Below are 23,022 nucleotides of genomic sequence, written 5' to 3'. Positions count from 1 at the left end.
CCTTTGAACAGATATGCTCCGCAGTGAATATTACATATCTTCTTCAATGTTGGCTTTCACCTATCCCAACTCTCTGTGTTTGTTAAAAATATCTTTCTCTGCATCAACGCAATTTTATATTGTTCTCTATACTAAATTATACAAACAAGTTTGTCAAGAGTTATTTTGAAAAAAATTAGAAAAAAATAAGATTCTTTACTGCCGCTGAGGATGACAGAATTGTCATTCTGAACGCAGTGAAGAATCTCATTAATATCTACTGTACTCCGTCAAACAACGTCTCAAATTCTTTTCCGGATATTGTTTCTTTCTCTAACAAAGCCTGAGCAACACGGTGTAACTTTTCCATGTTTTCACTAAGAAGTGTCTCTGTTTTATGATATGCAGCATCAATTATTCTACGCATTTCGTTGTCAATTTTAGCTGCTACTTCTTCTGAATAATTTCTTATTTTGTTGAAGTCTCTGCCGAGGAATACTTCTTCATCATTTGTTCCGTATGTCATAGGACCTAAATCATCACTCATACCGTAAGTTGTAACCATTGCTCTTGCAATTTTTGTTGCTCTTTCTATATCATTTGAGGCACCTGTGGATATATCGTTCAGGGCTAATTTTTCAGCAACTCTGCCGCCTAATAACCTGACAATACTTTCTTCCATGTCTGATTTTGACCTGTATGAACGGTCCTCTTCCGGAAGATACATAGTAAATCCGCCTGCTCCGCCCCTCGGTATGATGGTAATCATATGGACAGGGTCTTTACTTGATGAAAGCTTTGCTACAACCGCATGACCTGCTTCATGATAAGCTGTAAGCTTTTTCTCGTTTTCACTTATAACCTTGCTTCTCTTTTCAGGTCCTGCAATAACCTTTGTAATTGCTTCTTCTATTATATCCATTGATATCAAAGTTTTATTTTGTCTTGCAGTCAATAATGCCGCTTCATTCATTGCATTTTCCAAATCGGCAGGTGTGAATCCGGGAGTTCGTTTTGCAACTATTTCTAAATCAATATCATCCGCCAATGGTTTTTTTCTAACGTGAATTTTTAATATTTCTTCTCTTGCTTTTACATCCGGAAGTCCAACGTGTACTTGCCTGTCGAATCTGCCAGGTCTCATTAATGCAGGGTCCAAAATATCCGGTCTGTTTGTTGCCGCAATGATAATTATTCCTTCATTGCCTGAGAATCCATCCATTTCAACCAACAATTGATTCAATGTCTGTTCTCTTTCATCATTTCCGCCGCCAAGTCCGGCTCCTCTTCTTCTTCCTACTGCATCTATTTCATCTATAAAAATTATACATGGCGCATTTTTCTTCGCCTGGTCAAACAAATCTCTGACACGGGAAGCACCCACACCAACAAACATTTCAACGAAATCTGAACCGCTTATACTGAAAAACGGTACTCCCGCTTCTCCTGAAACGGATTTAGAAAGATATGTCTTACCTGTTCCGGGAGGTCCAACCAACAATACTCCTTTTGGTATACGAGCTCCGAGTCGAGCGAATTTAGCAGGATTCTTTAAAAAATCAACTATTTCGCTCAATTCTTCTTTTTCTTCATCTAACCCCGCAACATCTGCAAAAGTAATTTTTTTACTTGGATCATCGTCCTTCACCATTCTTGCTTTGCTTTTACCGAAGGACATTGCCTTGCCTGTTCCTCCGCCCTGAGACTGCTTCATAAATACATACCAAAGAACTCCCAAAAGAACTAACATTCCGATTGTGGGAAGTGCTTGAACCCACAAAGGTGTAGCAGGAACCGGTTCACCGACTAATTGTATTTCACCGGTTTCAACCTTATCTGCAAGATATCTGTCATAAAAGCTTGAAGAAAATAGAAATACTGTAGGCACATATGAGGTGAATGATGTATCATCCTTATAAACACCCTTCACTTCACTTTCTGTAAAGGACAGTGATTTTACATTGTTATTTTGTATCTGTATTATAAGCTCGCTGTAACTTATACTTTGTGCATCCTTTGCAGGTTCAACCATACTCTGAACCAACATTATTATTACTACAAATATAAGAATATACATGGCGATGCTTCTCATGAATCCTTTCAATTAAGCCCTCCTCTTAAATTACATCTTTACATTATGATGTAATTGTATCATAAAATGCAAATCATTACAATTGGTTTATATATTAACTCGAAATCAATTGGAATATACTTCTTCCTTTAATACTGCAATATATGGTAGATTTCTGTATTTTTCCGCATAATCGAGACCATAGCCAACCACAAATTCATCAGGAATTTTAAAGCCGGTGTATTTTATGGCTAAATCAATTTTTCTTCTGTCAGGTTTATCAAGTATCGTACATATTTCAACCGATGCCGGACCCCTGCTTTTTAAGTTTTCCACAAGGTACGACAATGTTAAGCCGGAATCAATTATGTCTTCAACTATTAGAACATGTTTACCTTCTATTGCTGTGTTCAAATCTTTTAATATTCTTACAACACCGGATGACTGAGTATTTGTTCCGTAGCTTGAAATTGCCATAAAATCTATGTCTAAAGCTGTATCGATTTGTCTCATCAAATCGCTTACAAATATAACCGCACCCTTCAAAACACATACTAACAATAAATCCTTATTATTATAATCTGCTGTTATTTTTGCTCCAAGCTCCTTAACCTTTTCTTGCAGAACTTTTTCTTCTATAAGTATTTCTCTTATATCCTTATCCATTTAGCTGCTCCCTTATTGTAATATTTAATATTTTCTTTGTTGATGAAGTTATTTTGAAACTATTGTGAATTCTAAAATCCTCTAACCACAATATGTTATTGTCGTCTGCTATAATCAGTTTTTTATCTCTTTCTTCTTGAGGTATTTTCATATCAATTAAAATATCTTTGACTTTCTTGATACCTGTCATTCCGCAAGGAATCATACTATCACCCGGCAATCTGTTTCTTGCAATCAGATTTCCTTCTACTAAATCATAATCCACACTGATTGTGTCCTTGTCCTCCGGATTGAATTCAGAAACGTCCAGCACTTTACAATGTATAACTTTTCCAACCTCAGAAATTTCCAATGGTTCATGTAATACAATATTATATTTAAATTTTGGAATATTTTCAAGATTTTTATTGATTATTAAATTTTTATAGCTTATTTCTAAGTTTACAGCTTCAGTCAGGTTTATTTTTTTGCCTGTCTTTCCGTTATTAATAAAGTCAATTGCATAATCTATATGCTTCATTTCAATGTTGACAGTATTGCCCTTCAACATATCTAAGGCATATCTCAAAATTCTTCCGGTTTCTTCCGGCTTTGTTTTATTCAATTTTTCTATACTTAGTATAACCTTATTATCGTCATTTGAAATAAGTACTTCATAAAATATTTTTTTTATATATTTTTCTATGATTTTTTTGTCCCTGTCCATTGCTTCAGACATTCTATACAGTGTATTCTGAATATTCGGATTAAAATTATTCTCTAAATAAGGTATCAAATCCAGTCGAATTTTATTCCTGCCGTATATACTTTGGGAATTAGTTATATCTACACAATATTCGTAATTATTACTATGAAGATACTCTAGAATTTCAGATTTAGGAACGTTAAGCATAGGTCTGATAATATTATCCTTTTTAACAGACATGGCACTCAGTCCGTCAATGCCTGTTCCTCTTATTATCCTTTGAAGCACGGTTTCTGCCTGATCATTTAAATTATGAGCAACCGCAATTATTCCGCCGCCTATTTCATTTAAGTTGTCTTTAAAAAAATTATATCTTAAAATTCTACCTGCTTCTTCTTCTGTTACCTTAAGCTCCTTGGCATACTCAGAAGCATGTTTTCTTTTAACAAAAAGCTTTATGCCATGCCTGCTGCATAGCTGTCTTACAAATTCTTCATCATTAAAGGCATCCTCGCCTCTATACATATGATTTATATGAGAAGCATACAGGTTAAAACTTAAATTTTCCTTTAGTTTTATTAAGTTATAAAACAAAAAAACAGAATCAGACCCTCCGGACAATGCTAATAACACATTATCACCGTGGCTGATTAAGTTTTTATTCAGTATATTATTTTTAACTAAATCGTGCATAGTTTTCCTCATGTTCTTGACATATTTAAAATTATACCACGAATTCATATTATTAAAACCACTTTTTTATTTTTTATTAAAAATAGAGGTTCCTACTGACGATGGGTGAACGATAGCACAACGATAGGTGAACAATTGTTAAAGGGATGCAAAGCATCCCCCCAGATTATTGACAAACTCTGTTTCGTCTTCCTGAGCAATAGCGAAGGATCTCAGCACTTCAAAATCTGAGATTCCTCGCTGACGCTCGGAATGACAATACCAGAATTGTTCTCCTATCGTTTTATCCGACTTTCGTTACTAATACCGTCATGTCATCTATAACTGAAGCCTGTCCTCTTAATGCATAGCTTAATATAGAATTAGCTATGGTCTGAGGATCTCTTTTTACAAGAAGCTCTAAATATTTATCCAGATTTTTCTTTTCATCCATACTGATGGAATCAGTAATCCCATCTGAAACCATAATTATTATATCCCCAATATGGATATTCTTTTTAAAAGAGCTGTATTCGAAATTGTCAAGTATACCAAGCGGCAGGCTTTTGCCTGATATTTTATCTACGTTTTTATTGCTTATTATATAGGTGGGAGCTGCTCCTGCCTTATAAACCCGCATTTCTTTCGAGCCGTAATCTATAATATTCAAATCAAAGGTTACAAATCTTTCGTCTCCTAATTTAAGCATTAATATTGAATTTAATGTTCTCAGTATTTGCTCTTCGGTAAAATCAGTGTATAAAAATTTCGACAGCAATTCTACGGCACCGTTACTTTCACTGCAGGCCTCTTCACCTGAACCGATACCGTCACACAAGACTGTATAATACTTGTCGGCTCTTGCTGCATGCGCGAAGTTATCTCCCGATACAATACTTCCATCCTTAGTTGCAGTTGCACTGTATGTCCTGATTTTAATTCTTTTTATATTCTTAAATTTAAATACATAATAGTTAGGAGATGCAATTATTCTCTCCGTACATTTAAGCTTTACACCGCTGACATTTCTTACAATTAACTCTATGGCACTTTCAGCTTCTTCGGAACTTTTTTCCGTTTTAACCGTTAAGCTTAATATAATGGAATTTTTATTGTAAGATACAACCTCAAAAAATTTTATGTTTATATTTTGCCATAGAAGCTGTTCCTTAATTTTCACCTTTGCTTTTTCAGAAAAAATATTTATATGTTTGGATTTTTTGTATTCATCTATATTTGTAATTGCAGGCGCAGCTGTTGTGGCAGCCTCATTTCTGATATGTTTACCATTTTCACGATTCAAATTATTATCTTTATTTTTAATGGATTCAAGTTTGAGAGATTTTTTTATATCACTTTTTAGCCTGTTAATATTTATTTTTTTCGTACCGCTTCTTATACCTTTAATAAATTTTATAGCTTCGTTGGATAAAATTATTGCACTAAAAATAAAAAAAGTTTCAAAAATATTTAATATCAATCCATTTTTGCTGAATCCGTCTGCTAACAGTATGGTAGTTTTGGAAACCAATAAAACCATGGCCGAATATCCTGCTGTCGATAGGATTGATTTGTCACCTTTTTTATAAAAGTAAGCATATACAGCCAACAGTATTATAATGTATACAAAGTTAAAATTAACTGATAAAACAGCTAAGATTGTAATAATAAGAAGAGATAATGACGCACCCTTGTTAAAGCTGTATACACTGAAAGCAATAATTGCAAAGGGAAATATTTCATGTATTATATTTTGTCTTGCAATCAAAAAACACACCAAAAAAATAATTAAATTATGTTTGATGTGTTCTAATTCATTTTTAACAATGTTTTCAAATAAGTTTAAACTGACATTTTTGTCATTTGTTTTACCGATCATATACTCCACCCCTTTATGATTATGGTAGCAGAGATATAATGTAAAAGGCTGTCTAAATACGCGATAAAAGAATTCTAATTTTCTAAATCTCCTTGAAATCCAATGCCTTGTATCAGCTTATTGTCGTTTTTGTTTTTATCTATGTAAATTGTTTCATTTGGTTTAACCATTTTATATTGATTTCTTGCAATTTTCTCTACAAGCTCTAAAAGTTCTTCTTCATTGTTCATTTTTTCAACATCAGTCTTAAGCTCTTGAACCTTTTTTTCTACTTTTGCTTTTTCAAACAATTTTTCATCAATCTGGTTGTTTAAATCATTCAACATCTGATATTGATTAATCGCAGTATAAGCAAAATATATGACAAAGACGGAAAACAAAAAATTAATTATATTAAATCTTCTTCTCTTCTTAATAGGAGCTTCAAATTTTTTCTGTCTGTTTTGTTCTTTAATTGCTTTTTCCTGTTGTCTGAAATCTTCATTGTTGATTCTTCTTTTTAATGCTATTATCTTTTGTTCGTCGTGCATTTGCCTGCTCCTTTCTTCGTCTTTTGCCCATCTAAGTTTATCTTTTATTGATTTTAATATTTAATTGATTTTTTCTTTTGTTGATTTTTTCTTTTGTTTGTTTTTTTTAATTGCTTCTTTTTATTATATAACATTTTTTTGTTTTTTGAAATCTTTTTTAATCTGAATTTATAAAATTTGTATCTCTTTTTTGCATTATTCCTTATTTTTTCGTATTTTAATTTAAAAGGATACAAAATAATCTTTAATTTTCTGATAATAGCTTTAATTGGTTTAATTAACAAATCTATTGTTTTCTTAATAAGCTTTAATATCTCATCAACAATAAAAATTAAAAGCTTTAATATATATCGGCTGATTCCATAAAAATATAATAGTGCTCCAATCATAAATCCCATTAGAATGAAAAATCTTACATTTCCGTAGCTTAAATCGAAGATAAGAGTAATGCCTATGTAAATACTTGTCAGCCAGTAAATCAAGTCTCCGATTGCAGTACCAAAGGGACCTAATTTGATATAACGTCTCAACAGCCTGTAAATATCCCACATGCTTCCAAGGAGCATGCCAGCCATTATTGATACTGCAAGCATATATTCTTGAGAATATGGTAAGTAGTCCATTATAACCTACTTAAACAGCTTCTTTACCAAGCTTACTTTTTCTCTCTGACCTACATATTCAGAAAAAATTAATGAATTAATCTCACCCTTTACAATAAGCTTTCCTTCATCTACGTTTAATTTGCTTATGTTTAATCTTTCACCCTTAATTGTAAGCTTTCCTTTATTAGTTAATAAAACAACCACTTCATCATTGAAATTATCAACACCTTCAACACCTGTTACATTTAATATTTCCTTATTCTCAAGCAACAAGCTTTGAGCTACTTTTTCATCCATATATTTTCCCCCTGATTCCGATAATATAAAAACAATTTTATTACTAATTATATGTCCAATTATTCATAATATGACGAGATATGTATAAAGGAGATTCTCAGTCTCATGCTCAGAATCTCCCTTGTTACTTTTAACTTTTTTTATGCTTTTCCTTGTATATATCCCTTGCTAACCTGCCGTTAAGAATGCTTCTTTTTAAAGATTTAATGCTTTGCCTTGTCTGAATAATATAACCTGAATTCATTATAATAGCTGCATGGCCATCCTTCAAAAATACTTCTTTGACAGAGTTAATATTTACATACCCGTATGCCGCATCATGCTTAAATATCGGTTCTCTTACATTAACATAGACATAGACTATGTTCTCGTTTATTACTATGGGGACTTTATTTGTAATACCAAGTTCATTACCATAATTTATTCTGTTGTGATACAAGCTTATATTATAATAATCAGCCAAATTCTTTACACATGTTTCTATTGTTGCACTTTTTATAAAAGAGTCGTCTTTTGTTAAAATTTCCGTGCAGTTTCCAGTATCTTTCACATATATAGGCAACATGGCTTCGATTTCGTTGAATTTCATCATTTTTTTCATTTTACACAAATCCTTTTATTAAAATTCACATTGAAATTTTAACATTATTTTTTTCTTGAATTTAATCAGTTTCCACTCTAACTTGCATGCTACCGGCATTTTTACATTATTAATGCAATTTGTTATCCTAAAGCTGCATTGTACGAGAAAGCAGGTGAAGCATGGATAAAAAGGCAGATACTGATATTAATTATATTATTCAGATGTCCCTAAAAGGGGACAAGAAATATCAGGAAATTTTATTAAATGAATTGAAACCTCTTATATGTAAGAACATTTTTATGTATTGGAGCTTAAGTGACCCGATAGCAGAAGATTTGTTGCAGGAAGGATACATTGTAGTGCTTCAATCTCTAAAAGACTTCGATATGAACAAAGGAGTGCATTTTCTTGCATTTATACACAGTAAGATAAAATATTTTTACATTAATTGTTACAAGAAAAGCTTAAAAGATGCAAAAAACTTAAACTGTTATCCAGATATTGATGATTTGGGAATAGTTGATTTTAAAGAGAACACAGAGAAAAAAATCCTTGAAAATGAAAAAATTTCTTTGCTTAAAACCTGCATTGATATGCTGTCGGCAGAGGAACAGCAATTAATATATTGCTTCTATTTTGATGAAATTCCAATAGGCGAAATAGCTAAAGATTTAAATATTTCCTACAGTGCTGCATGCAGCAAAAAATCAAGGATTATAAAAAAATTAAGGAATTGTGTTCTCAGGAGGTGACGATATGGAAGATATCTTAAATTTGATTGGTAATTTTGGATTTCCAATTGCCGTTGCAGTATATTTGCTGGTAAGAATTGAAGCAAAATTAAATCAATTAACAGAATCAATTTGCGAACTCACTACTGCTATAAAAAGCATGAGATAGAAAAGAAGAAATAGAGTTATAGCATCTTTTTTCCCTCTTCCATAATTTCAAAATACGTGATAATATAATTGTATATTATACGTCAATCTTCATGTTGACATTTATGGCAGAGGGAGAATTTTTATGAAAAACAAAGAAGTGAAATCAGTACTTATATTACTTTTAACTGCAGCCATATGGGGTTTTGCATTCGTAGCCCAAAGAGTAGGTATGCAGCATGTGGGAGCATTTACGTTTAACGGTGTAAGATTTGCATTAGGAAGCATGTCATTACTGCCGGTTATTTATTTTTTCGGTAAAAAGTCTACGGAAAGCATCGAAAAAACTGAAGAAGCAGATTTTAAAACCACTGTTAAATCCGGAATCATCGCAGGAAGCGTATTGTTTATTGCAGCATCACTTCAGCAAGTAGGTCTGATTTATACTACTGCGGGAAAAGCAGGTTTTATAACAAGCTTATATATTGTGTTGGTACCTATTTTAGGAATATTTTTAAAACAAAAAACCCATGTTACCACATGGCTGGGTGCACTTACGGCAGTAATAGGTCTTTATTTTTTAAGCATCAACGAAAGCTTTACCATTGAATTCGGAGATTTGCTGGAGATTATCGGTGCTTTCTTCTGGGCTGGGCACATTCAACTGATTGATAAATTTGTTAAAAACGTGGATGCAATTAAGCTTTCATCAGTTCAATTTGCAGCCTGTTCAGTATTAAGCTTAATTGTTGCATTCATATTTGAAGATATCAACTTGGGAAGTTTATCAAGAGCTATGGTTCCAATATTGTACGGCGGTATTATGTCGGCAGGCGTGGCATATACGCTTCAGGCAGTGGGACAAAAACACGCAAAACCGTCACATGCAGCAATTGCACTAAGTATGGAATCAGTATTCGCAGCCGTTGGCGGCTTACTTCTGCTTAATGAAATTTTACCGGCAAGAGGTTATTTAGGCTGCGCATTGATGCTTTTGGGTATGTTAATAGCTCAATCGGAAAATTTTAAAATAGATAAATCATTAGCGGAATAAATTACATTAAGCAGATGATCCAAATCTCAGATTTGGTGTCAGTCGCTTATACTGTAAGTGAAATTAGGGAGATTCCTCGCTTCACTCGGAATGACATAAACTGTCATCTTAGACTTTAGTCTGGAGGATCTCCCTGATTATTTGGATTAATCTACTTTATATTGCCGTTTCTTTTATCAAGAGCTTCATCTCTTATTTCTCTTCTCATATTTTTAATTGATTGTTCTCTTCTTTCGTTTTTTTCCTGAAGATCATTTTTTTGCTTATTACTAACGCTGTTTCTTATCATGTCTTCCGTTTCTCTGTAGTTTGCTATAGTATTATCAATATTTCTTTGAATTCTATCAACATTATCTCTTCTATCATCCTGTCTTGGTTTATTCATTTTTTTCACCTCACTGTTTTTTATTAAAGATTATATATAATCTATTAATTATTATGTGTAAGTATAAAGTTATTATTAATGTAATTTTTAATTTTTACAGGTCCTGCCAATATGTCCTTACCTATAAACAACTCTCCCGTATCTCTTGCCTTGACGCTCCATTTAACAAGCTGAATATTGCCTTCTGCTATTTCTAAACCTGTTATGCAGCGTGGATGAACACAACTTCCGTCATTAAAATACGAAACCATATTGTCTGAATCCAACATAGGTTTGTGATTATGTCCGGCTATTATTATTTTATTTTCTTTTATTGCCCATTCCGTTAATTTCTTTGCCATTTCATTTTTCTTCTCATAATTTTTCGCAGTCCTTGTTACATCATTTACACCGAAGTTTTCTAACGGCTTCCAAAAGTACCTCACTAAAAATCTTGCTATTTTCCATATATCACAGTTTAAAAAATCCACCTGATGTCCATGCAACAGCAGTATTTCTGTTCCGTCTTCTCTGTGCTTTAAAACCAATCCTTCATGAACTTTTATATCTTTAAATAAAGTAATAATTTTACCGTCTCTTTGTCTTAAATATTGGTATAAATTTTCCTCTGCAAATTTTTCTTTTTTCTTTACCATGTCATGGTTGCCGTAAATCATATAAAAACGGTTTTTATCGTAAAATTCTTTCATTATCCAAAAGGCATCTCTGTGCTGGTCAACGATATTTTGAAAATTTCTGTTTTCCCACAATTCATCTCCGTCACCTATCTCAATATAAGTATAACCTTCCTTATAGTAATGAGACAATGCAGCAAAAAATATATTACGATTTTTAGAAAAAGAATCTGACCAACTTCCGTCTCCCCTATGACAGTCACTCATAAAAATGAATTTGGAATCGTCATCGAAAAGTATTCGTTCTGCAGAGTTGTAAACTTTAGATATACGGTTTAAATAATTCATAATACACATCCCTTATCCCAAGGCTGTTGAAAAAGTTCATCCTGCAAGGCGCCGGAGGACGGCAACGAAGCAGGGGGCTTTTTCAGCAGCCTGAAGCATATTATTCATAATATGCTTCAGGAAAAATTATGTACTTCAAAATTCCCGACTTTTTGCAAAGTCCCTGCGTTTATACAATAATGAGACATACAGTAACAATCTTTATTTGACGGAATATGATAATAATGGGCTTGGCTCAAAATTAAAATAAGAAAAGGTGTTATTATGTATAATAATGAAGATAATGTTGCAGGTGCAAGCGATAGAAAAATAAATTTTGCTAACGTAAATGCAGCCGGAGATTTCGGCAGAAAAGACAGAAATAATAATGTTGCAGGTGAAGCAAGACGTATAAGATGTGACTGTGAATGTGTTTTTGAATGCTTATTAGAATTATTAGAAGATGCTCTTGATGATAAAAAAGATTGCAGACGTGATAGAGTAAGCCCAGGCGGCGGACGCAGATGCGAATGTGTTTATGAATGCTTGTTAGAATTATTAGAAGACGCTCTTGAAAAAGACAAACATCATCATTGCAGAAAAAGATAGTTAAAACAACGGAGATATCCCGTTTGATATCTCCGCCGTTCATATTGATGACAAAATCATCACAATAGCAGGTTGTTGAAAAAGTTCGTCCTGCAAGTCGCCTGAAGACGGCAACGAAGCAGGCGGGCGTTTTCAGCAACCTATCTCATATTATTATGCGGTGTATATGTCGCACAGTCAGTTTCATGCTTGCTTTGAGCATCACGGCTTGTAACTTCAATTTTTTGCGCATTGCAATGATCTCCCTGTGCCCAATAATGACATGAGTTTACAAGACATTTAATACCAGGATTATGTTGATCCATTCTTTGTATTTTGCCTTCCATATTATTTCTCCTTGTTTTTTATAAATTTAAAAGTTTATAAACTTTCATTTAGTATTATTTCACTTTTAAAACTATATATAAATAGAAATAATGGATAAATGCTCAAATATTGGCTTTTAACTTGTTTATTTCAATTCAGGAACCATATTAGGCGGAACTTCTCCATTAAGCGCCGCTACTAAATTTTCAGCAGCTAAGCGTGCCATATCATTTCGTGTTTTTATTGTTGCAGATCCAATATGCGGCAACAATACAACATTTGACATTTTAAGAAGCGGATTGTCCTTTTCTATCGGTTCTTTTTCAAAAACATCAAGACCTGCTCCTAAAATTTTCTTTTCACTAAGTGCTTTTATAAGTGCTTTTTCATTGACAGTTGCACCCCTTGATGCATTTATAAGTATTGCATCACTTTTCATTAAATTAAATTGTTCTTCATCAATCATATGATAGGTTTCGTCTGTTAATGCAGTCATAATAAGTACAAAATCGCTTTGCTTTAATAAAACATCTAAATCTGCATATTTTACGCCTAAGCATTTTTCTGCATCGTATTTTCTGTTTCTGTTATAATAAAGCACATCCATATCAAAACCATACTTTGCTCTTTTTGCAACAGTTTCACCAATTCTGCCCATGCCGATTATTCCTAATGTAGCATGATGCACATCTTTAGAAAATATTATACTTTCGTCTTGCTTATTCCACTTGCCATCTTTTACGTATCTATCCATTTCGGGAAGTTTTCTTGCTGTAGAAAGAATCAATCCAAAAATCAAATCTGCTACTGTATCATTCAGAACTCCCGGAGTATGAGTTCCGATAATATTTTTCTCCTTCATATCTTCGATATTAAAATTATTATAACCAACTGATATATTGCTTACTACTTTTAATTTTGGAGCGTGCTCAAGCAAATTTTTATCAATTTTTATTCCTGACAACATCAATCCATCCTTATCATGAATTATATTTATAATATCGTTATATCCCGCATCTGCAAGGATTTCATAATCGCAATAATTTCCTATGTATTCATTAACGTAATCAGGTATTTCTTTAGCTATTAAAACCTTTGGTTTCATAAAAGTCTCCTATCATTCTTCTTTTTTCTGTTCTATTGATTATATCATTTCTGTTTCATTAACTCAATATTTAGTCGTTCTGTACGCAGTAAAGAATCTACTTAATTGTACAATTTTTGCATAAAAATAATTAATAAATTAAAAATATCATTTATAACTTTGACATTTTTTAAAATTCATAATATTATTAATATATCACTTCTTAACCTTGGAGGTTTTATTATTGAATACAGATAAAAAAGAAATTACAAGTGCGTTGACTCATTTAGGCGGTGCAGTATTTGCGGTGGCAGGTATTTTAGTTTTCTTGTTCACCAACAAAATATCAAATTTAATTACTGCTGTTGCATTTTTGATTTTTGGAATAAGCATGTTTTTGTTATATTCTACAAGTACTGCTTATCATTTCATTGATAAATCAAAACAGAAAGCAAAGCTCATTATGAGAAAGCTTGACCACATTATGATATTTGTCTTTGTGGCAGGCAGCTATACACCTGTTTGCTTGCTTGTTTTAAACAATTACATAGGTTATAGATTATTAGCAGTGGTATGGTCAATAACCATTATCGGAACATTTATTAAATTGTTTAAAATTAATACTCCGAACTGGTTCAGTTCCGTACTGTATATCGGAATGGGATGGTTGGCAGTAATGGTATTCTCTCCGCTTGTTAAAAGTATGCCGTTAGGAGGTATTGTCTGGCTCATGGTTGGCGGATTGTTTTACACGGTGGGCGGCGTTATCTACGGAATTAAAAAGCCAAATATAAGCAAGAAATATTTTGGCTTTCACGAGCTGTTTCATATATTTGTTCTGGCAGGTTCCTTCTGCCACTATATAATGATGTATTTTTACGTAAGTTGACAAGATGGGAGGCTGTTGAAAAGTTCATCATGTAAGGCGCCGGAAGGCGGGCAACGGTCGCGTATTCAAAAATACGTGAGGATTGACCGGCTGAACGGCAACGATGCAGGGGGGCTTTTTCAGCAGCCTGAATTTTAAATTATTCTGATATATTGACCAAATACATATCCGTTTATATTGTTGTAATTGATTTGATACCAATCTCCGACTCTTCTGATTATTTCTACAGTTGCTCCGTTTGGTGCCATCCCTATGACAGGATTACTAAGTGAAGGACCATTTCGTATATTCAGGTAGCCGCTGTTTAATGTTACTCTTCCCATTGTTCGACCATTTTGTGTGCTTGCATTAGTAACCGGAATACCAAAATATTGCGCTAATGAATTGGCAAGAGCCAAAGCAATTAATTCCGTATTGTTTACTATCCAGTTTGCATCTGCCCAGTTATCATGAAAAGCAACTTCAACTAATACCGATGGTGCTCTCGTTCTTGAAACTTCACCTAATGTTGTTGTTGACATTGTTCTTACAAGATCAGGTAAAGGATAGATGCCTGTAAAATTCTGTCTGATAATTTCAGCCATTCTTTGTCCGTTAGTGCTTGAAGGATAATAGAATATAATAGGTCCTCTGTTTTGACCCGCATTTGCAGGTGGAGAAGCATTTGAATGAAGTGCCAAATGAAAATCGTAATTTCCTGCATTTGAGGCTGCAATTGAGGAGGATGCTGTCATATCGGGTGTATTTCTTGAAAAGTCGATGCCGTATCTTTGCAAATAAGGTATCATGGCATCAGTTATATCATTCATATGCTGCTCTTCAGAGCCGCCGTTTACAAATAAATTATATTCTTGAGTCGAAGGACTTAAATATACAGTAGGCATAAATCAACCTCCGTTTCCCTTAAATTTGTGTTACAATTTATTTTATGCATGAAGGTTTATTCAGTGCGCATATGCAGAGTATATAATAAATAAAACATTATCCGGCTCTTCTGATTTGATTAATCGCCTTTAATCTTCGAATGTCATAGAAAAAGTTATTCATTAATCCGGCCGTAGTTTTCTGTGCCATAATTAATGAAATAGATGTAATTTTATAAAATTTCATATTTTCATTTTTTAAGCTTGAATAAATTTGATATATTTCAATAGCTTTGTGCGTATTTAAATTGATATAATATTCCAACGAATCAAGGTAAATTCCCCCTCTTTCCACCTTAAACCTGCGATGCTTGTTATACATCTTTATAACCCAATTCTCATATGACCTGTGACTGTTTAACAGCTCAATATTTGCATGCTGCGGAATGGTCAAATCCTGAATCAGGTGACATGCTGCACCTAAATAAAACATAGCATTTTTAATATCTCCCTGAAAATACTCCTTGATAGCTCTCCTGTAATAAGTAATGCATTCTATCTTGGCATTGCTGTTACCGTACAGTCCTCTTTGAGTTTTTGGATTATAAAAATGATTGCTGCTTTTAAAATCCTGGTCAGCCCACACAGCTCCTTCGTTTATATCTTCAATATATTTTGAAACTATGTTATAAACAGCAATATGGTCGTCATTTCGCAGTATTTCAATTGCCTGATTATTAATAAATTTATGCACTATGCATTCTGTTTTTATTACCTTCTTTTTTAGCGGATTTACTGCTTTAACTGCTTTTTTATATAAATATGAATAAGATTTTTCGATTGCACTCATAGTATTCTATCTCCCTTTTTGCCATTCCAAGCTCACTTCTGTATATCAAGATTATTTTATTCATGTTTTAAACTATTATCCAATATTGATGACAAAGTCATCAAGATGGTAGGCTGTTGAAAAAGTTCATCCTGCAAGGCGCCGGAAGACGGGCAACCGCAGCGTATTCAAACATACGTGGGATTGACCGGCGCAGCGGCAACGAAGCAGGGGAACTTTTTCAGCGGCCTGAGAATCTAATTTATCATTAGATTCTCTTTTAATAATGTTGTTTTATTTATTTAGTATATTATAGATTATTGTTGCAGCTTCTGCTCTTGTTAAGCTGTCCTGAGGTTTAAACGTGTTATCAGGATAACCATTGATTATGTTTTCTCTTACTGCTGATGATACATAATTCATTGCCCATGCCGATATTTTATCTTTGTCGTTAAAATGCATTTTACTGAATTCAATTTTTAAATTCAGTGCTTTAGCTATAACCACTGCCATTTGTTCTCTTGTAATCATTTCATCAGGTTCGAACATATCATTTCCGTGACCTAATATAATATTGTTCTCTATAGCCGCAGAAATATAATCCTTTGCCCAATGATTCCTTGTATCATTAAATACATTGAATTTACTGCTTTCTAATCCAAATGTCTTTATAATAAGAGTTATGAATTCTGCTCTCGTAATGTTTTTATCCGGTCTGAAAGTGTTATCAGGGTAGCTGGATATAATTCCTCTTTCTACTAAGTAATTAACGTATTCTTTCGCCCAATGACCTTCAATATCAGTCGGTAAAGCTTTTTGCTCAGGAACAGGAATCGGAGCAGGTTTTGTTCGCCCACCGCCGCTGCTTCCGCCACCACTCGTCGTATCCACTATATTAACGGTAAATGTTGATGATAAGCCTTTATCAAATTCAATGCTAAGCACAAAACTGCCTTTTTCCTGTAGTGCGAGATACTCCTTCTTTATAGTCAGTTTATAATTATCTATTTTATAATTGTCTTTTCCGATAGATAAATTACCTGACTTTATGTCAATTACAGTTTCGGCATCATTCCAAATAATATTAGTTATAACATCCCTTTGATTTGCAGGATTTTTATCGAATGTTTCACTTGCTGGTGATATTTCGGCACTTATTATCGGTTTAGTATGAGATACTACAAATTTATCTGAAATATACTGTCTGTTTCCTGTGCTTATAACGGCGAAGTATGTACCGTTTGGTAACGTAAAAGCAAAGCTTAAGTTTCCGTTTCCATCTGTCATTCCTTGATCTAAAAAGACCCTTGTATTATCACTGTCTTTGTAAACTATCAGTGATATATCTTCATTAGTCTTATTTATCTTTCCTGTTATCCTAACATTATTTTCATTAACAACTGCATTAATATCTTCAGGTTCTTCATTATCAGGCTCTTTATATACTACTATTTTTTCAGTTGTATATTGCTTTTTATCCGTGCTTATTACAGCTATATAAGTTCCGTTAGGCAGTGTAAATGAAAAGTCAAAATCTCCGTTTGCGTCTGTCAATCCTTGGTCTATGTAGAATCTTGTATTATCGCTTACTCTGTAAACCATCAGAGACACATCTTTGTTCTTTTCATTTATCTGTCCTGTTATATTAACATTGTCTTCACTAACATCAACGTTAATACTTTCAGGCTCGTTTCCTTCAGGATATTTATATACAACAATATTTTCAGTAGTATACTGTTTTCCCCCTGCGTTTAGAACTGCGAAGAAAGTACCGTTCGGTAACGAAAATAAAAACTTAAATTCTCCGTTCTCGTCTGTTTTGCCTTGGTCTATATAGGTTCTCGAATTGTCCGAGCTTCTGTATACTATAATTGTTATATCCTTATTTGCTTCATTCAATTTTCCGGACACCGTTATTTTGTTTTCATTCATGCCTATGTCGATTTCTTCACTGATTGATTCAGCAAAAATATTGTCAGGCATACATATAATTAGCATTAAGGCTAATATAAATAATACTCTTTTCATTATATTCCTCCTTTCAAGGAGAGCTGTGTTATGGTATAGAGGAGAAAATTTCTCCTCTATAATATATATGTTTTTATTTAATAACACCTATTTCTAAAACATTAGATAATGGTCTTGCATTAGTCCAATTGTCCCAAATAAATGCTTTAACTCTATAATCTCCGGTTGAAGGAATTCTGAATCCTGTAGTAATTCTCCCGCTTTCTCCCGGTCTTGAACTTGTGCTGATGTAAGAGTAGTTAACCATCATATTGGTAGTTTTGTCATATAGTGCAACAATTAGAGCAGCATCCTTGGTTTCCTTTGTATTGTTTGTAATTTCTACTGTAACGTCAGCATCCCCGCCAAGTTTAAATGATAGTTTCGGATCTATGAATTTAATATTAAATCCATATTCATCTACTTCAGGCGTTCCATCATAGATTGCATTAGCAAGCATTCTAAATTGATGAGAAGGATGCGCTCTGTTTGTTATATGATTTGCAAACAATGTTATTGTAGCATCTCCTACATTGTCTTGAATGATATAAGGTTTGCCCTTTGCTGCTTCATGTCCCGGCCACCATCCTGCAACATAGAAATCATCTTCATCGCTTAATGTAGCTAAAACCTTTGAAGTAGCTGGTACAGATGCTATCCAAGAACCCGACTTATTGTATAAGAAGTCATTTTCACTGTAATTGCCTGTAATAACGCTGTCAGTATCTATTACTGCTCTAAGTACTCCCTCATGGCTTCCACCAGTTCTGCCTCTGGAAAGACCTGATAGAAGACCACTGTTTCCAACTGCATTTATAGGATTTCCGCCTATTCCTACGTAAGACATTCCGCCTTGAATAAAGTTCCTTACTGTAGCGCTTAGTGAACTACTCGACGCATCAACTATAATATCAGCTTCATTGTATGAACTTACTAAATTAAATCCTAATCCTTGTAAAACATAAATCAATTCATTTCCTATAGCCATAACCTTAGGTTGTTGTAATACCTTCATTTCAGCTTCTTCAGCAAACGGATATACTTCAAGGAAATATTTATTCTTAATAGTATCTAAGTCATTCTTTGCCACTACGAAATCACCCTTGTTGAATAATTCTCCTGCAGAATAAGTCATTTGAACTAATTTATCCTTACCTAAAAGTTCATTTACCGCTTTTATAACATCATTATTTGTATTTCTAATTACTATTTGTTCAACATTCCACGGAATATCTGTAGTCGGAATGTTTACGCCTGTAACTCTTTGAGTTATACCATTAAATGCTCCTGCTTCTCTCACTTCAAATTTGTCAAAACCTCTTAAGTGTGGGAAATTCATAGTTACTTCTGCATACATAGCTCCCCAATCAGAAAAATCAGAACCATCATATAATAATGAATTTACTAATCCCCGCTTAGCTTGATTCATTGAAATTACATAAGTCCCAATAGGATAGGTTATACCATCTACAGTAACAGGAGTTGTTGTTTTCTCAACCTTAATACTGTTTCTGATTAAATATTGAGCCATTTCAAAAGCAGCTAACGGATTTTTCTGCAATCCTTTATCAACAGGTATTATGAAATAGTCAGGGAAGAAATTTTCATTATCTCCTCTTGGTCTTCCTATTTCCACACCTTCAGCATTAATAAACCATTTATCAGCTGAGCGGTCATCTATACCTTCAACGCCACGTCTGTAAATTTCTAACTGATTTTTAAATAATCTTTCTTTATTTTCCAAAGCATGAAGAATCGAACCAAAACCTGCATACATAAATGCATCATTTGATTCTTGATTTAGCTCAGGAATTTCAAGAGTGTGTCCCATTGTACCATGTAACATAGCTGCCACAGGAGTGTACATCGGACCACCATCATCCCAACCGTCTTCATAATCAAATAAAGGAATAATGTAATTATTATACTTTGAATTAGCGATACCGGCCTTGCCCATGGCATGTGCATGATCAATCATTCCATCCATTAGGAGATCATACTCGAAGTTTGGATCGTGAGGAGGTGTACAAGGTTCTATCAAAAATGCTGATACATAACCATGGAAGTCATTCAAAATCATAGGTGACCACTTTCCGATACCTTCCATAACATTTACCATTTCTATCTGAGTTTGATAAGAAACGTCTCTGTTAGGGTCAAATCCCGCTAATGTTTCTCTTCTGTTATAATATCTTCCATCAGGGTTGTTGTTTAGGTTAAATAGTATTATGAAATTATCAAGAACTTCCTGAACATCTAAAGTAACTGTTTCTAATTCTGATTTATCTTGATTATTTACTGCTCTTTTAAAAGTGATTGTATCTTCGGTAGCCAATCTTCTCAGCAAATCTAACTGTGCGTCGACACCGTTAGCTTCATCCGAGTGAATGTTATTAAACCATATTGCCGGCTTATACGTACCTGCTTCGCCTTTATTTATTTTGTCAATAAACAACGCAGGCTCTTCCAACATCATAGGTAAAGTTTCATTTAAATATTTGTTAAGGTCGGCTTTGCTTCTTGCAAACATTACAAACGGAATCTCTCTTCCTTCAGAGGAATAACCCATTGCCTCATATTCTAAATATCTGTCTTTCTTAGCTATACTAATAATTCTTTCTACTTCCGGTTTTATTTGGTCGTAAGTATGATATGAATCATAAGCATTTAATTTCATAACAGTCTTTGCTGTTGCGTTAGTAGTGATATCTGAAACCGCAAGATTATATTCTCCAAGCAAAGCAGGATACGCAGTTCTTGGATAAGGTCTTCCCTGAAGATTTGAAGTTCCGTAAGGCAAGTCGCACTTAATCGTTGCTCTTACAGTATCTCCGTCAAGATATGGAGCCACTGTGAATGTAATAAACGGTGAACCTGTATAAGAACCGGACGCGAACGATTTCCAGTCAGTAAACGGTTTATTTCCAAGTGTCCATTGTAAATTTTTCAATTCAGGAACATAACCCAAGTTAACAGCAACTTCTACTTCTCTTGCCTCTGACATTGACAACAGGTTTGTACTGACATTGATACCAATCTTTCCTTCAGATGTAGCCGGCGGTGTTATGTTAACCAATAAATTTGAAAGTAGCGTTGTATATGTATATAATCTATCCTCCACTCTGCCCGGGAAATTTTCGTGCATGAAAGCAAGGTTGTCTTTTGATGTATGCATTATAGAACCATGCGATTCCGTTTCTTCATATCCGTCAAATTCACCTATCTCCCAGTTTGTGCTTTCAAAATATAACCAAGGTAAACCTAATCTCTTAAACGGTGCATGATCACTCCAGTCGCCTGTCGTGCCTGCAGGATAATCAGGATGTAACCCTCTTTGAGTAACTACTTCTAAGCCAAGTGTTTTAGCTAAAAACAGTGCTTGCTCTCTAACCCATCCAGCTTCTCCTAAATTGCCGTATGCGTACATATAATCTCCGACCAGCACGGTATCTAAATTTATCATAGCAATGGTGTTTGCTATGTCTTCTTCAGACATTTGAGAAGCATAATAGTTTGAACCTTGTAAACCTACTTCTTCAGCTCCGAAAGCTACAAATTTAATTGTGTAATCAGTTTGTACATCTTTAAGCATTTCGGCTGTTGTCAACATAACAGCTGTACCTGAAGCATTATCGCTTGCACCTTTGGTGTTTACTGAATCATAATGCGCACCTACGATAATTTGTTTTGCTGATTTGCCTTCTCTTGTTGCAATAACATTATTAGAATTTCTACTACTTTGGTATGTAAATGGTTGCACTACAGGCGAATATCCGGCATCTGAAAATACTTGAACTATATAATCTTTCGCCTCTATCTCTTTATCAGTATTAGCTCGTCTTGTACCAATTGTTTCCGATAAATGATACAAATGAGCATACATTGCTGAAGCGGTTGTTTTATCAACTTCCGGCAATAATGCTCTTTGAACAGTAAACTCACTTGATGAGCTTACTCTGAGCTCTCTCTCCACATCGTCATGAGCTTGCAATGCTCCAAAAGGATTGCTGTACTCTTCTATCTCGTAAGTTATGTCTTGTACATCGTATGCTCTATCACTGCCTTGATATATGTCCGGTATATCAGAAGCATATGCTGTTGGTACAAACATTGATAACAACATTGCAACAACAATAAATAGTGATAACCTCTTCCTTAACATATAAATTCCTCCTCTTATTTATATATATTTTAGACAGTTACATATGCAACCGTTAAAATAGTCATTAAATAATTTATCGATTAGTACCTTCTATTACTTCCATTAACCTGAAGATCATAACCGAAGCCTGAGCCCTTGTGGCATTTTGTTTAGGTTCAAATGTGAATTCAGTCATACCTTTAATAATTCCTTTTTGGGATGCCTTGCTTACACTATCCACTGCCCATTCTGATATATTATCTTTATCAACAAAGCTAACTCTATCGGCATCAATAATAACTTCTCTAAGCTCCATTGCTCTTACTATCATTACAGCCATCTCTTCTCTTGTAATTTCTTTGTTTGGATGAAAATATCCATCAGATCCTAAAACAATTCCTTTCTTAGCTACAGCTTCAACAAACAGAGAAAACCAGTCACTTTCTTTTACATCAGCAAATTTACCTGTATAATTCTCAGATTTAAGATTTAAGAGATTAAATAACAAAATTGCAAATTGAGCTCTTGTAATTTTTTCTTCAGGTTTAAAGACATCATCACCCATTCCGGATATAATGCCTTTACCAGCTAACAATTCAATTTCATTTTTAGCCCAATGATTTTCTATATCTTTAAAACTCTTCTTTATATCTACTTTCTCAATTATTGGAACATCAGCAGGTGCAGGATTATTGTTTTGACCGCCTGAACTTCCACCTCCTGGTCCAGGGTCAGAAGGTTCTTGGCTTGTCCCCTTTTTAACTTCAAATTTAATGTCATATTGGTTTATTTCTGTACTTATCTTTCCGGTATACTGTCCTTCTTTTAAGCTAAATTCAAATTTAAAACTTCCATTTCCGTCTGTTTTAACTTGATCCAAGTATTGTCTCTCATTGTTTCCATCCAATATTATTAGTGTTACATTCGAATTAAGCTCGTCCAACTTACCTTCAATTTTTACAGCATTGTTGCTTGTAACAACATAAGGTAAAGTAACAGCCATGGCCTTCAAAGAGAACAATAATATAATTGCGACGAAAAATAATACCTTTAATTTTCTCATACAATT

22 protein-coding genes and 1 other annotated feature (1 of these 23 cut by a window edge) are annotated in these 23,022 nt (G+C 33.8%); of the genes, 5 read left to right on the top strand and 17 right to left on the bottom strand.

Annotation, left to right across the window (positions count from 1 at the left end; genetic code table 11):
* Positions 1 to 116 (bottom strand) — a binding site (T-box leader) (it extends 122 nt beyond the left edge of the window).
* Positions 117 to 256: 140 nt separating this feature from the next.
* From ftsH to RT412_RS13855, 8 genes are all read right to left on the bottom strand, one after another.
* Complete coding sequence (gene ftsH, locus RT412_RS13890; RefSeq protein ID WP_313345136.1) at positions 257 to 2,071, bottom strand: ATP-dependent zinc metalloprotease FtsH; 1,815 nt, start codon at positions 2,069 to 2,071, stop codon at positions 257 to 259.
* Positions 2,072 to 2,176: 105 nt separating this feature from the next.
* Positions 2,177 to 2,716: a hypoxanthine phosphoribosyltransferase gene (gene hpt / locus RT412_RS13885; RefSeq protein WP_313345036.1), complete on the bottom strand. Its 540-nt coding sequence runs from the start codon at positions 2,714 to 2,716 to the stop codon at positions 2,177 to 2,179.
* The gene (gene tilS / locus RT412_RS13880) at positions 2,709 to 4,094 is read right to left on the bottom strand and encodes a tRNA lysidine(34) synthetase TilS (RefSeq protein WP_313345039.1); all 1,386 of its coding nucleotides are present in this window, start codon (positions 4,092 to 4,094) and stop codon (positions 2,709 to 2,711) included. The genes hpt and tilS overlap by 8 nt, the downstream gene beginning before the upstream one ends.
* A gap of 283 nt (positions 4,095 to 4,377) precedes the next feature.
* Complete coding sequence (locus RT412_RS13875; RefSeq protein ID WP_313345042.1) at positions 4,378 to 5,952, bottom strand: SpoIIE family protein phosphatase; 1,575 nt, start codon at positions 5,950 to 5,952, stop codon at positions 4,378 to 4,380.
* A gap of 74 nt (positions 5,953 to 6,026) precedes the next feature.
* On the bottom strand, positions 6,027 to 6,482 hold the full coding sequence (locus RT412_RS13870; protein WP_313345045.1) for a septum formation initiator family protein: 456 nt from the start codon (positions 6,480 to 6,482) through the stop codon (positions 6,027 to 6,029).
* Between the two features lie 53 nt (positions 6,483 to 6,535).
* Entirely contained in the window at positions 6,536 to 7,105 is a 570-nt protein-coding gene (gene yabQ / locus RT412_RS13865; protein ID WP_313345048.1) for a spore cortex biosynthesis protein YabQ, read from the bottom strand.
* Positions 7,106 to 7,111: 6 nt separating this feature from the next.
* Positions 7,112 to 7,384, bottom strand: coding sequence for a sporulation protein YabP (yabP, locus tag RT412_RS13860; RefSeq protein ID WP_313345051.1), 273 nt, complete (start codon positions 7,382 to 7,384; stop codon positions 7,112 to 7,114).
* A gap of 130 nt (positions 7,385 to 7,514) precedes the next feature.
* A complete protein-coding gene (locus RT412_RS13855) occupies positions 7,515 to 7,985 on the bottom strand; it encodes a hypothetical protein (protein ID WP_313345054.1) in 471 nt (156 codons plus the stop codon).
* Positions 7,986 to 8,146: 161 nt separating this feature from the next.
* Between RT412_RS13855 and RT412_RS13850 the strand changes: the two genes are divergently transcribed.
* From RT412_RS13850 to RT412_RS13840, 3 genes are all read left to right on the top strand, one after another.
* Positions 8,147 to 8,719 carry a sigma-70 family RNA polymerase sigma factor gene (locus tag RT412_RS13850; protein WP_313345057.1) on the top strand — a complete coding sequence of 191 codons (573 nt, stop codon included), beginning with the start codon at positions 8,147 to 8,149 and terminating at the stop codon, positions 8,717 to 8,719.
* A 4-nt stretch (positions 8,720 to 8,723) separates the two neighbouring features.
* The gene (locus RT412_RS13845) at positions 8,724 to 8,867 is read left to right on the top strand and encodes a YvrJ family protein (RefSeq protein ID WP_313345060.1); all 144 of its coding nucleotides are present in this window, start codon (positions 8,724 to 8,726) and stop codon (positions 8,865 to 8,867) included.
* A 123-nt stretch (positions 8,868 to 8,990) separates the two neighbouring features.
* Positions 8,991 to 9,899 (top strand): DMT family transporter, encoded by a 909-nt coding sequence (locus RT412_RS13840; protein WP_313345063.1) that lies wholly within the window; start codon positions 8,991 to 8,993, stop codon positions 9,897 to 9,899.
* 151 nt (positions 9,900 to 10,050) lie between these two features.
* On the opposite strand, the gene tlp is transcribed toward RT412_RS13840, so the two are convergent.
* The gene (gene tlp / locus RT412_RS13835) at positions 10,051 to 10,284 is read right to left on the bottom strand and encodes a small acid-soluble spore protein Tlp (RefSeq protein ID WP_313345066.1); all 234 of its coding nucleotides are present in this window, start codon (positions 10,282 to 10,284) and stop codon (positions 10,051 to 10,053) included.
* Positions 10,285 to 10,328: 44 nt separating this feature from the next.
* Entirely contained in the window at positions 10,329 to 11,246 is a 918-nt protein-coding gene (locus RT412_RS13830) for a metallophosphoesterase (protein ID WP_313345069.1), read from the bottom strand.
* Positions 11,247 to 11,510: 264 nt separating this feature from the next.
* Between RT412_RS13830 and RT412_RS13825 the strand changes: the two genes are divergently transcribed.
* Positions 11,511 to 11,834: a hypothetical protein gene (locus RT412_RS13825; RefSeq protein WP_313345072.1), complete on the top strand. Its 324-nt coding sequence runs from the start codon at positions 11,511 to 11,513 to the stop codon at positions 11,832 to 11,834.
* A gap of 140 nt (positions 11,835 to 11,974) precedes the next feature.
* Here the strand turns inward: RT412_RS13825 and RT412_RS13820 are convergent, their stop codons facing one another.
* Positions 11,975 to 12,160 (bottom strand): DUF1540 domain-containing protein, encoded by a 186-nt coding sequence (locus tag RT412_RS13820; RefSeq protein ID WP_313345075.1) that lies wholly within the window; start codon positions 12,158 to 12,160, stop codon positions 11,975 to 11,977.
* 125 nt (positions 12,161 to 12,285) lie between these two features.
* A complete protein-coding gene (locus RT412_RS13815; RefSeq protein WP_313345078.1) occupies positions 12,286 to 13,245 on the bottom strand; it encodes a D-glycerate dehydrogenase in 960 nt (319 codons plus the stop codon).
* Between the two features lie 223 nt (positions 13,246 to 13,468).
* On the opposite strand from RT412_RS13815, the gene RT412_RS13810 reads away from it, so the two are divergent.
* Positions 13,469 to 14,113: a hemolysin III family protein gene (locus tag RT412_RS13810; protein ID WP_313345081.1), complete on the top strand. Its 645-nt coding sequence runs from the start codon at positions 13,469 to 13,471 to the stop codon at positions 14,111 to 14,113.
* A 134-nt stretch (positions 14,114 to 14,247) separates the two neighbouring features.
* Here RT412_RS13810 and RT412_RS13805 read toward each other — a convergent pair whose 3' ends face one another.
* The 5 genes from RT412_RS13805 to RT412_RS13785 form a co-directional block, all read right to left on the bottom strand.
* Entirely contained in the window at positions 14,248 to 14,997 is a 750-nt protein-coding gene (locus tag RT412_RS13805; protein WP_313345084.1) for an SH3 domain-containing protein, read from the bottom strand.
* Between the two features lie 97 nt (positions 14,998 to 15,094).
* On the bottom strand, positions 15,095 to 15,826 hold the full coding sequence (locus RT412_RS13800) for a zinc dependent phospholipase C family protein (protein WP_313345087.1): 732 nt from the start codon (positions 15,824 to 15,826) through the stop codon (positions 15,095 to 15,097).
* Positions 15,827 to 16,099: 273 nt separating this feature from the next.
* Positions 16,100 to 17,833: an S-layer homology domain-containing protein gene (locus RT412_RS13795; RefSeq protein ID WP_313345090.1), complete on the bottom strand. Its 1,734-nt coding sequence runs from the start codon at positions 17,831 to 17,833 to the stop codon at positions 16,100 to 16,102.
* Between the two features lie 73 nt (positions 17,834 to 17,906).
* Positions 17,907 to 21,974, bottom strand: a complete 4,068-nt coding sequence (locus RT412_RS13790) for a M28 family peptidase (protein ID WP_313345093.1) — start codon at positions 21,972 to 21,974, stop codon at positions 17,907 to 17,909.
* A gap of 73 nt (positions 21,975 to 22,047) precedes the next feature.
* Complete coding sequence (locus RT412_RS13785; protein ID WP_313345096.1) at positions 22,048 to 23,016, bottom strand: S-layer homology domain-containing protein; 969 nt, start codon at positions 23,014 to 23,016, stop codon at positions 22,048 to 22,050.
* Between the last annotated feature and the right edge of the window lie 6 nt (positions 23,017 to 23,022).

It is taken from the genome of Sedimentibacter sp. (assembly GCF_032080165.1).
Taxonomy (GTDB): Bacteria; Bacillota; Clostridia; order Tissierellales; family Sedimentibacteraceae; genus Sedimentibacter.
This window is presented reverse-complemented; position numbering and strand designations above follow the sequence as displayed.

Excerpts from the sequence above, each read along its gene's own strand:
- RT412_RS13815 (WP_313345078.1), bottom strand. The coding sequence starts at position 13,245 with ATGAAACCAAAGGTTTTAATAGCTAAAGAAATACCTGATTACGTTAAT.
- RT412_RS13840 (WP_313345063.1), top strand. The coding sequence starts at position 8,991 with ATGAAAAACAAAGAAGTGAAATCAGTACTTATATTACTTTTAACTGCA.
- RT412_RS13820 (WP_313345075.1), bottom strand. The coding sequence starts at position 12,160 with ATGGAAGGCAAAATACAAAGAATGGATCAACATAATCCTGGTATTAAA.
- RT412_RS13845 (WP_313345060.1), top strand. The coding sequence starts at position 8,724 with ATGGAAGATATCTTAAATTTGATTGGTAATTTTGGATTTCCAATTGCC.
- ftsH (WP_313345136.1), bottom strand. The coding sequence starts at position 2,071 with ATGAGAAGCATCGCCATGTATATTCTTATATTTGTAGTAATAATAATG.
- RT412_RS13790 (WP_313345093.1), bottom strand. The coding sequence starts at position 21,974 with ATGTTAAGGAAGAGGTTATCACTATTTATTGTTGTTGCAATGTTGTTA.
- RT412_RS13855 (WP_313345054.1), bottom strand. The coding sequence starts at position 7,985 with ATGAAAAAAATGATGAAATTCAACGAAATCGAAGCCATGTTGCCTATA.
- RT412_RS13805 (WP_313345084.1), bottom strand. The coding sequence starts at position 14,997 with ATGCCTACTGTATATTTAAGTCCTTCGACTCAAGAATATAATTTATTT.
- RT412_RS13795 (WP_313345090.1), bottom strand. The coding sequence starts at position 17,833 with ATGAAAAGAGTATTATTTATATTAGCCTTAATGCTAATTATATGTATG.
- RT412_RS13850 (WP_313345057.1), top strand. The coding sequence starts at position 8,147 with ATGGATAAAAAGGCAGATACTGATATTAATTATATTATTCAGATGTCC.
- RT412_RS13875 (WP_313345042.1), bottom strand. The coding sequence starts at position 5,952 with ATGATCGGTAAAACAAATGACAAAAATGTCAGTTTAAACTTATTTGAA.
- yabP (WP_313345051.1), bottom strand. The coding sequence starts at position 7,384 with ATGGATGAAAAAGTAGCTCAAAGCTTGTTGCTTGAGAATAAGGAAATA.
- hpt (WP_313345036.1), bottom strand. The coding sequence starts at position 2,716 with ATGGATAAGGATATAAGAGAAATACTTATAGAAGAAAAAGTTCTGCAA.
- RT412_RS13825 (WP_313345072.1), top strand. The coding sequence starts at position 11,511 with ATGTATAATAATGAAGATAATGTTGCAGGTGCAAGCGATAGAAAAATA.
- tlp (WP_313345066.1), bottom strand. The coding sequence starts at position 10,284 with ATGAATAAACCAAGACAGGATGATAGAAGAGATAATGTTGATAGAATT.
- RT412_RS13800 (WP_313345087.1), bottom strand. The coding sequence starts at position 15,826 with ATGAGTGCAATCGAAAAATCTTATTCATATTTATATAAAAAAGCAGTT.
- RT412_RS13785 (WP_313345096.1), bottom strand. The coding sequence starts at position 23,016 with ATGAGAAAATTAAAGGTATTATTTTTCGTCGCAATTATATTATTGTTC.
- RT412_RS13870 (WP_313345045.1), bottom strand. The coding sequence starts at position 6,482 with ATGCACGACGAACAAAAGATAATAGCATTAAAAAGAAGAATCAACAAT.
- RT412_RS13830 (WP_313345069.1), bottom strand. The coding sequence starts at position 11,246 with ATGAATTATTTAAACCGTATATCTAAAGTTTACAACTCTGCAGAACGA.
- yabQ (WP_313345048.1), bottom strand. The coding sequence starts at position 7,105 with ATGGACTACTTACCATATTCTCAAGAATATATGCTTGCAGTATCAATA.
- tilS (WP_313345039.1), bottom strand. The coding sequence starts at position 4,094 with ATGCACGATTTAGTTAAAAATAATATACTGAATAAAAACTTAATCAGC.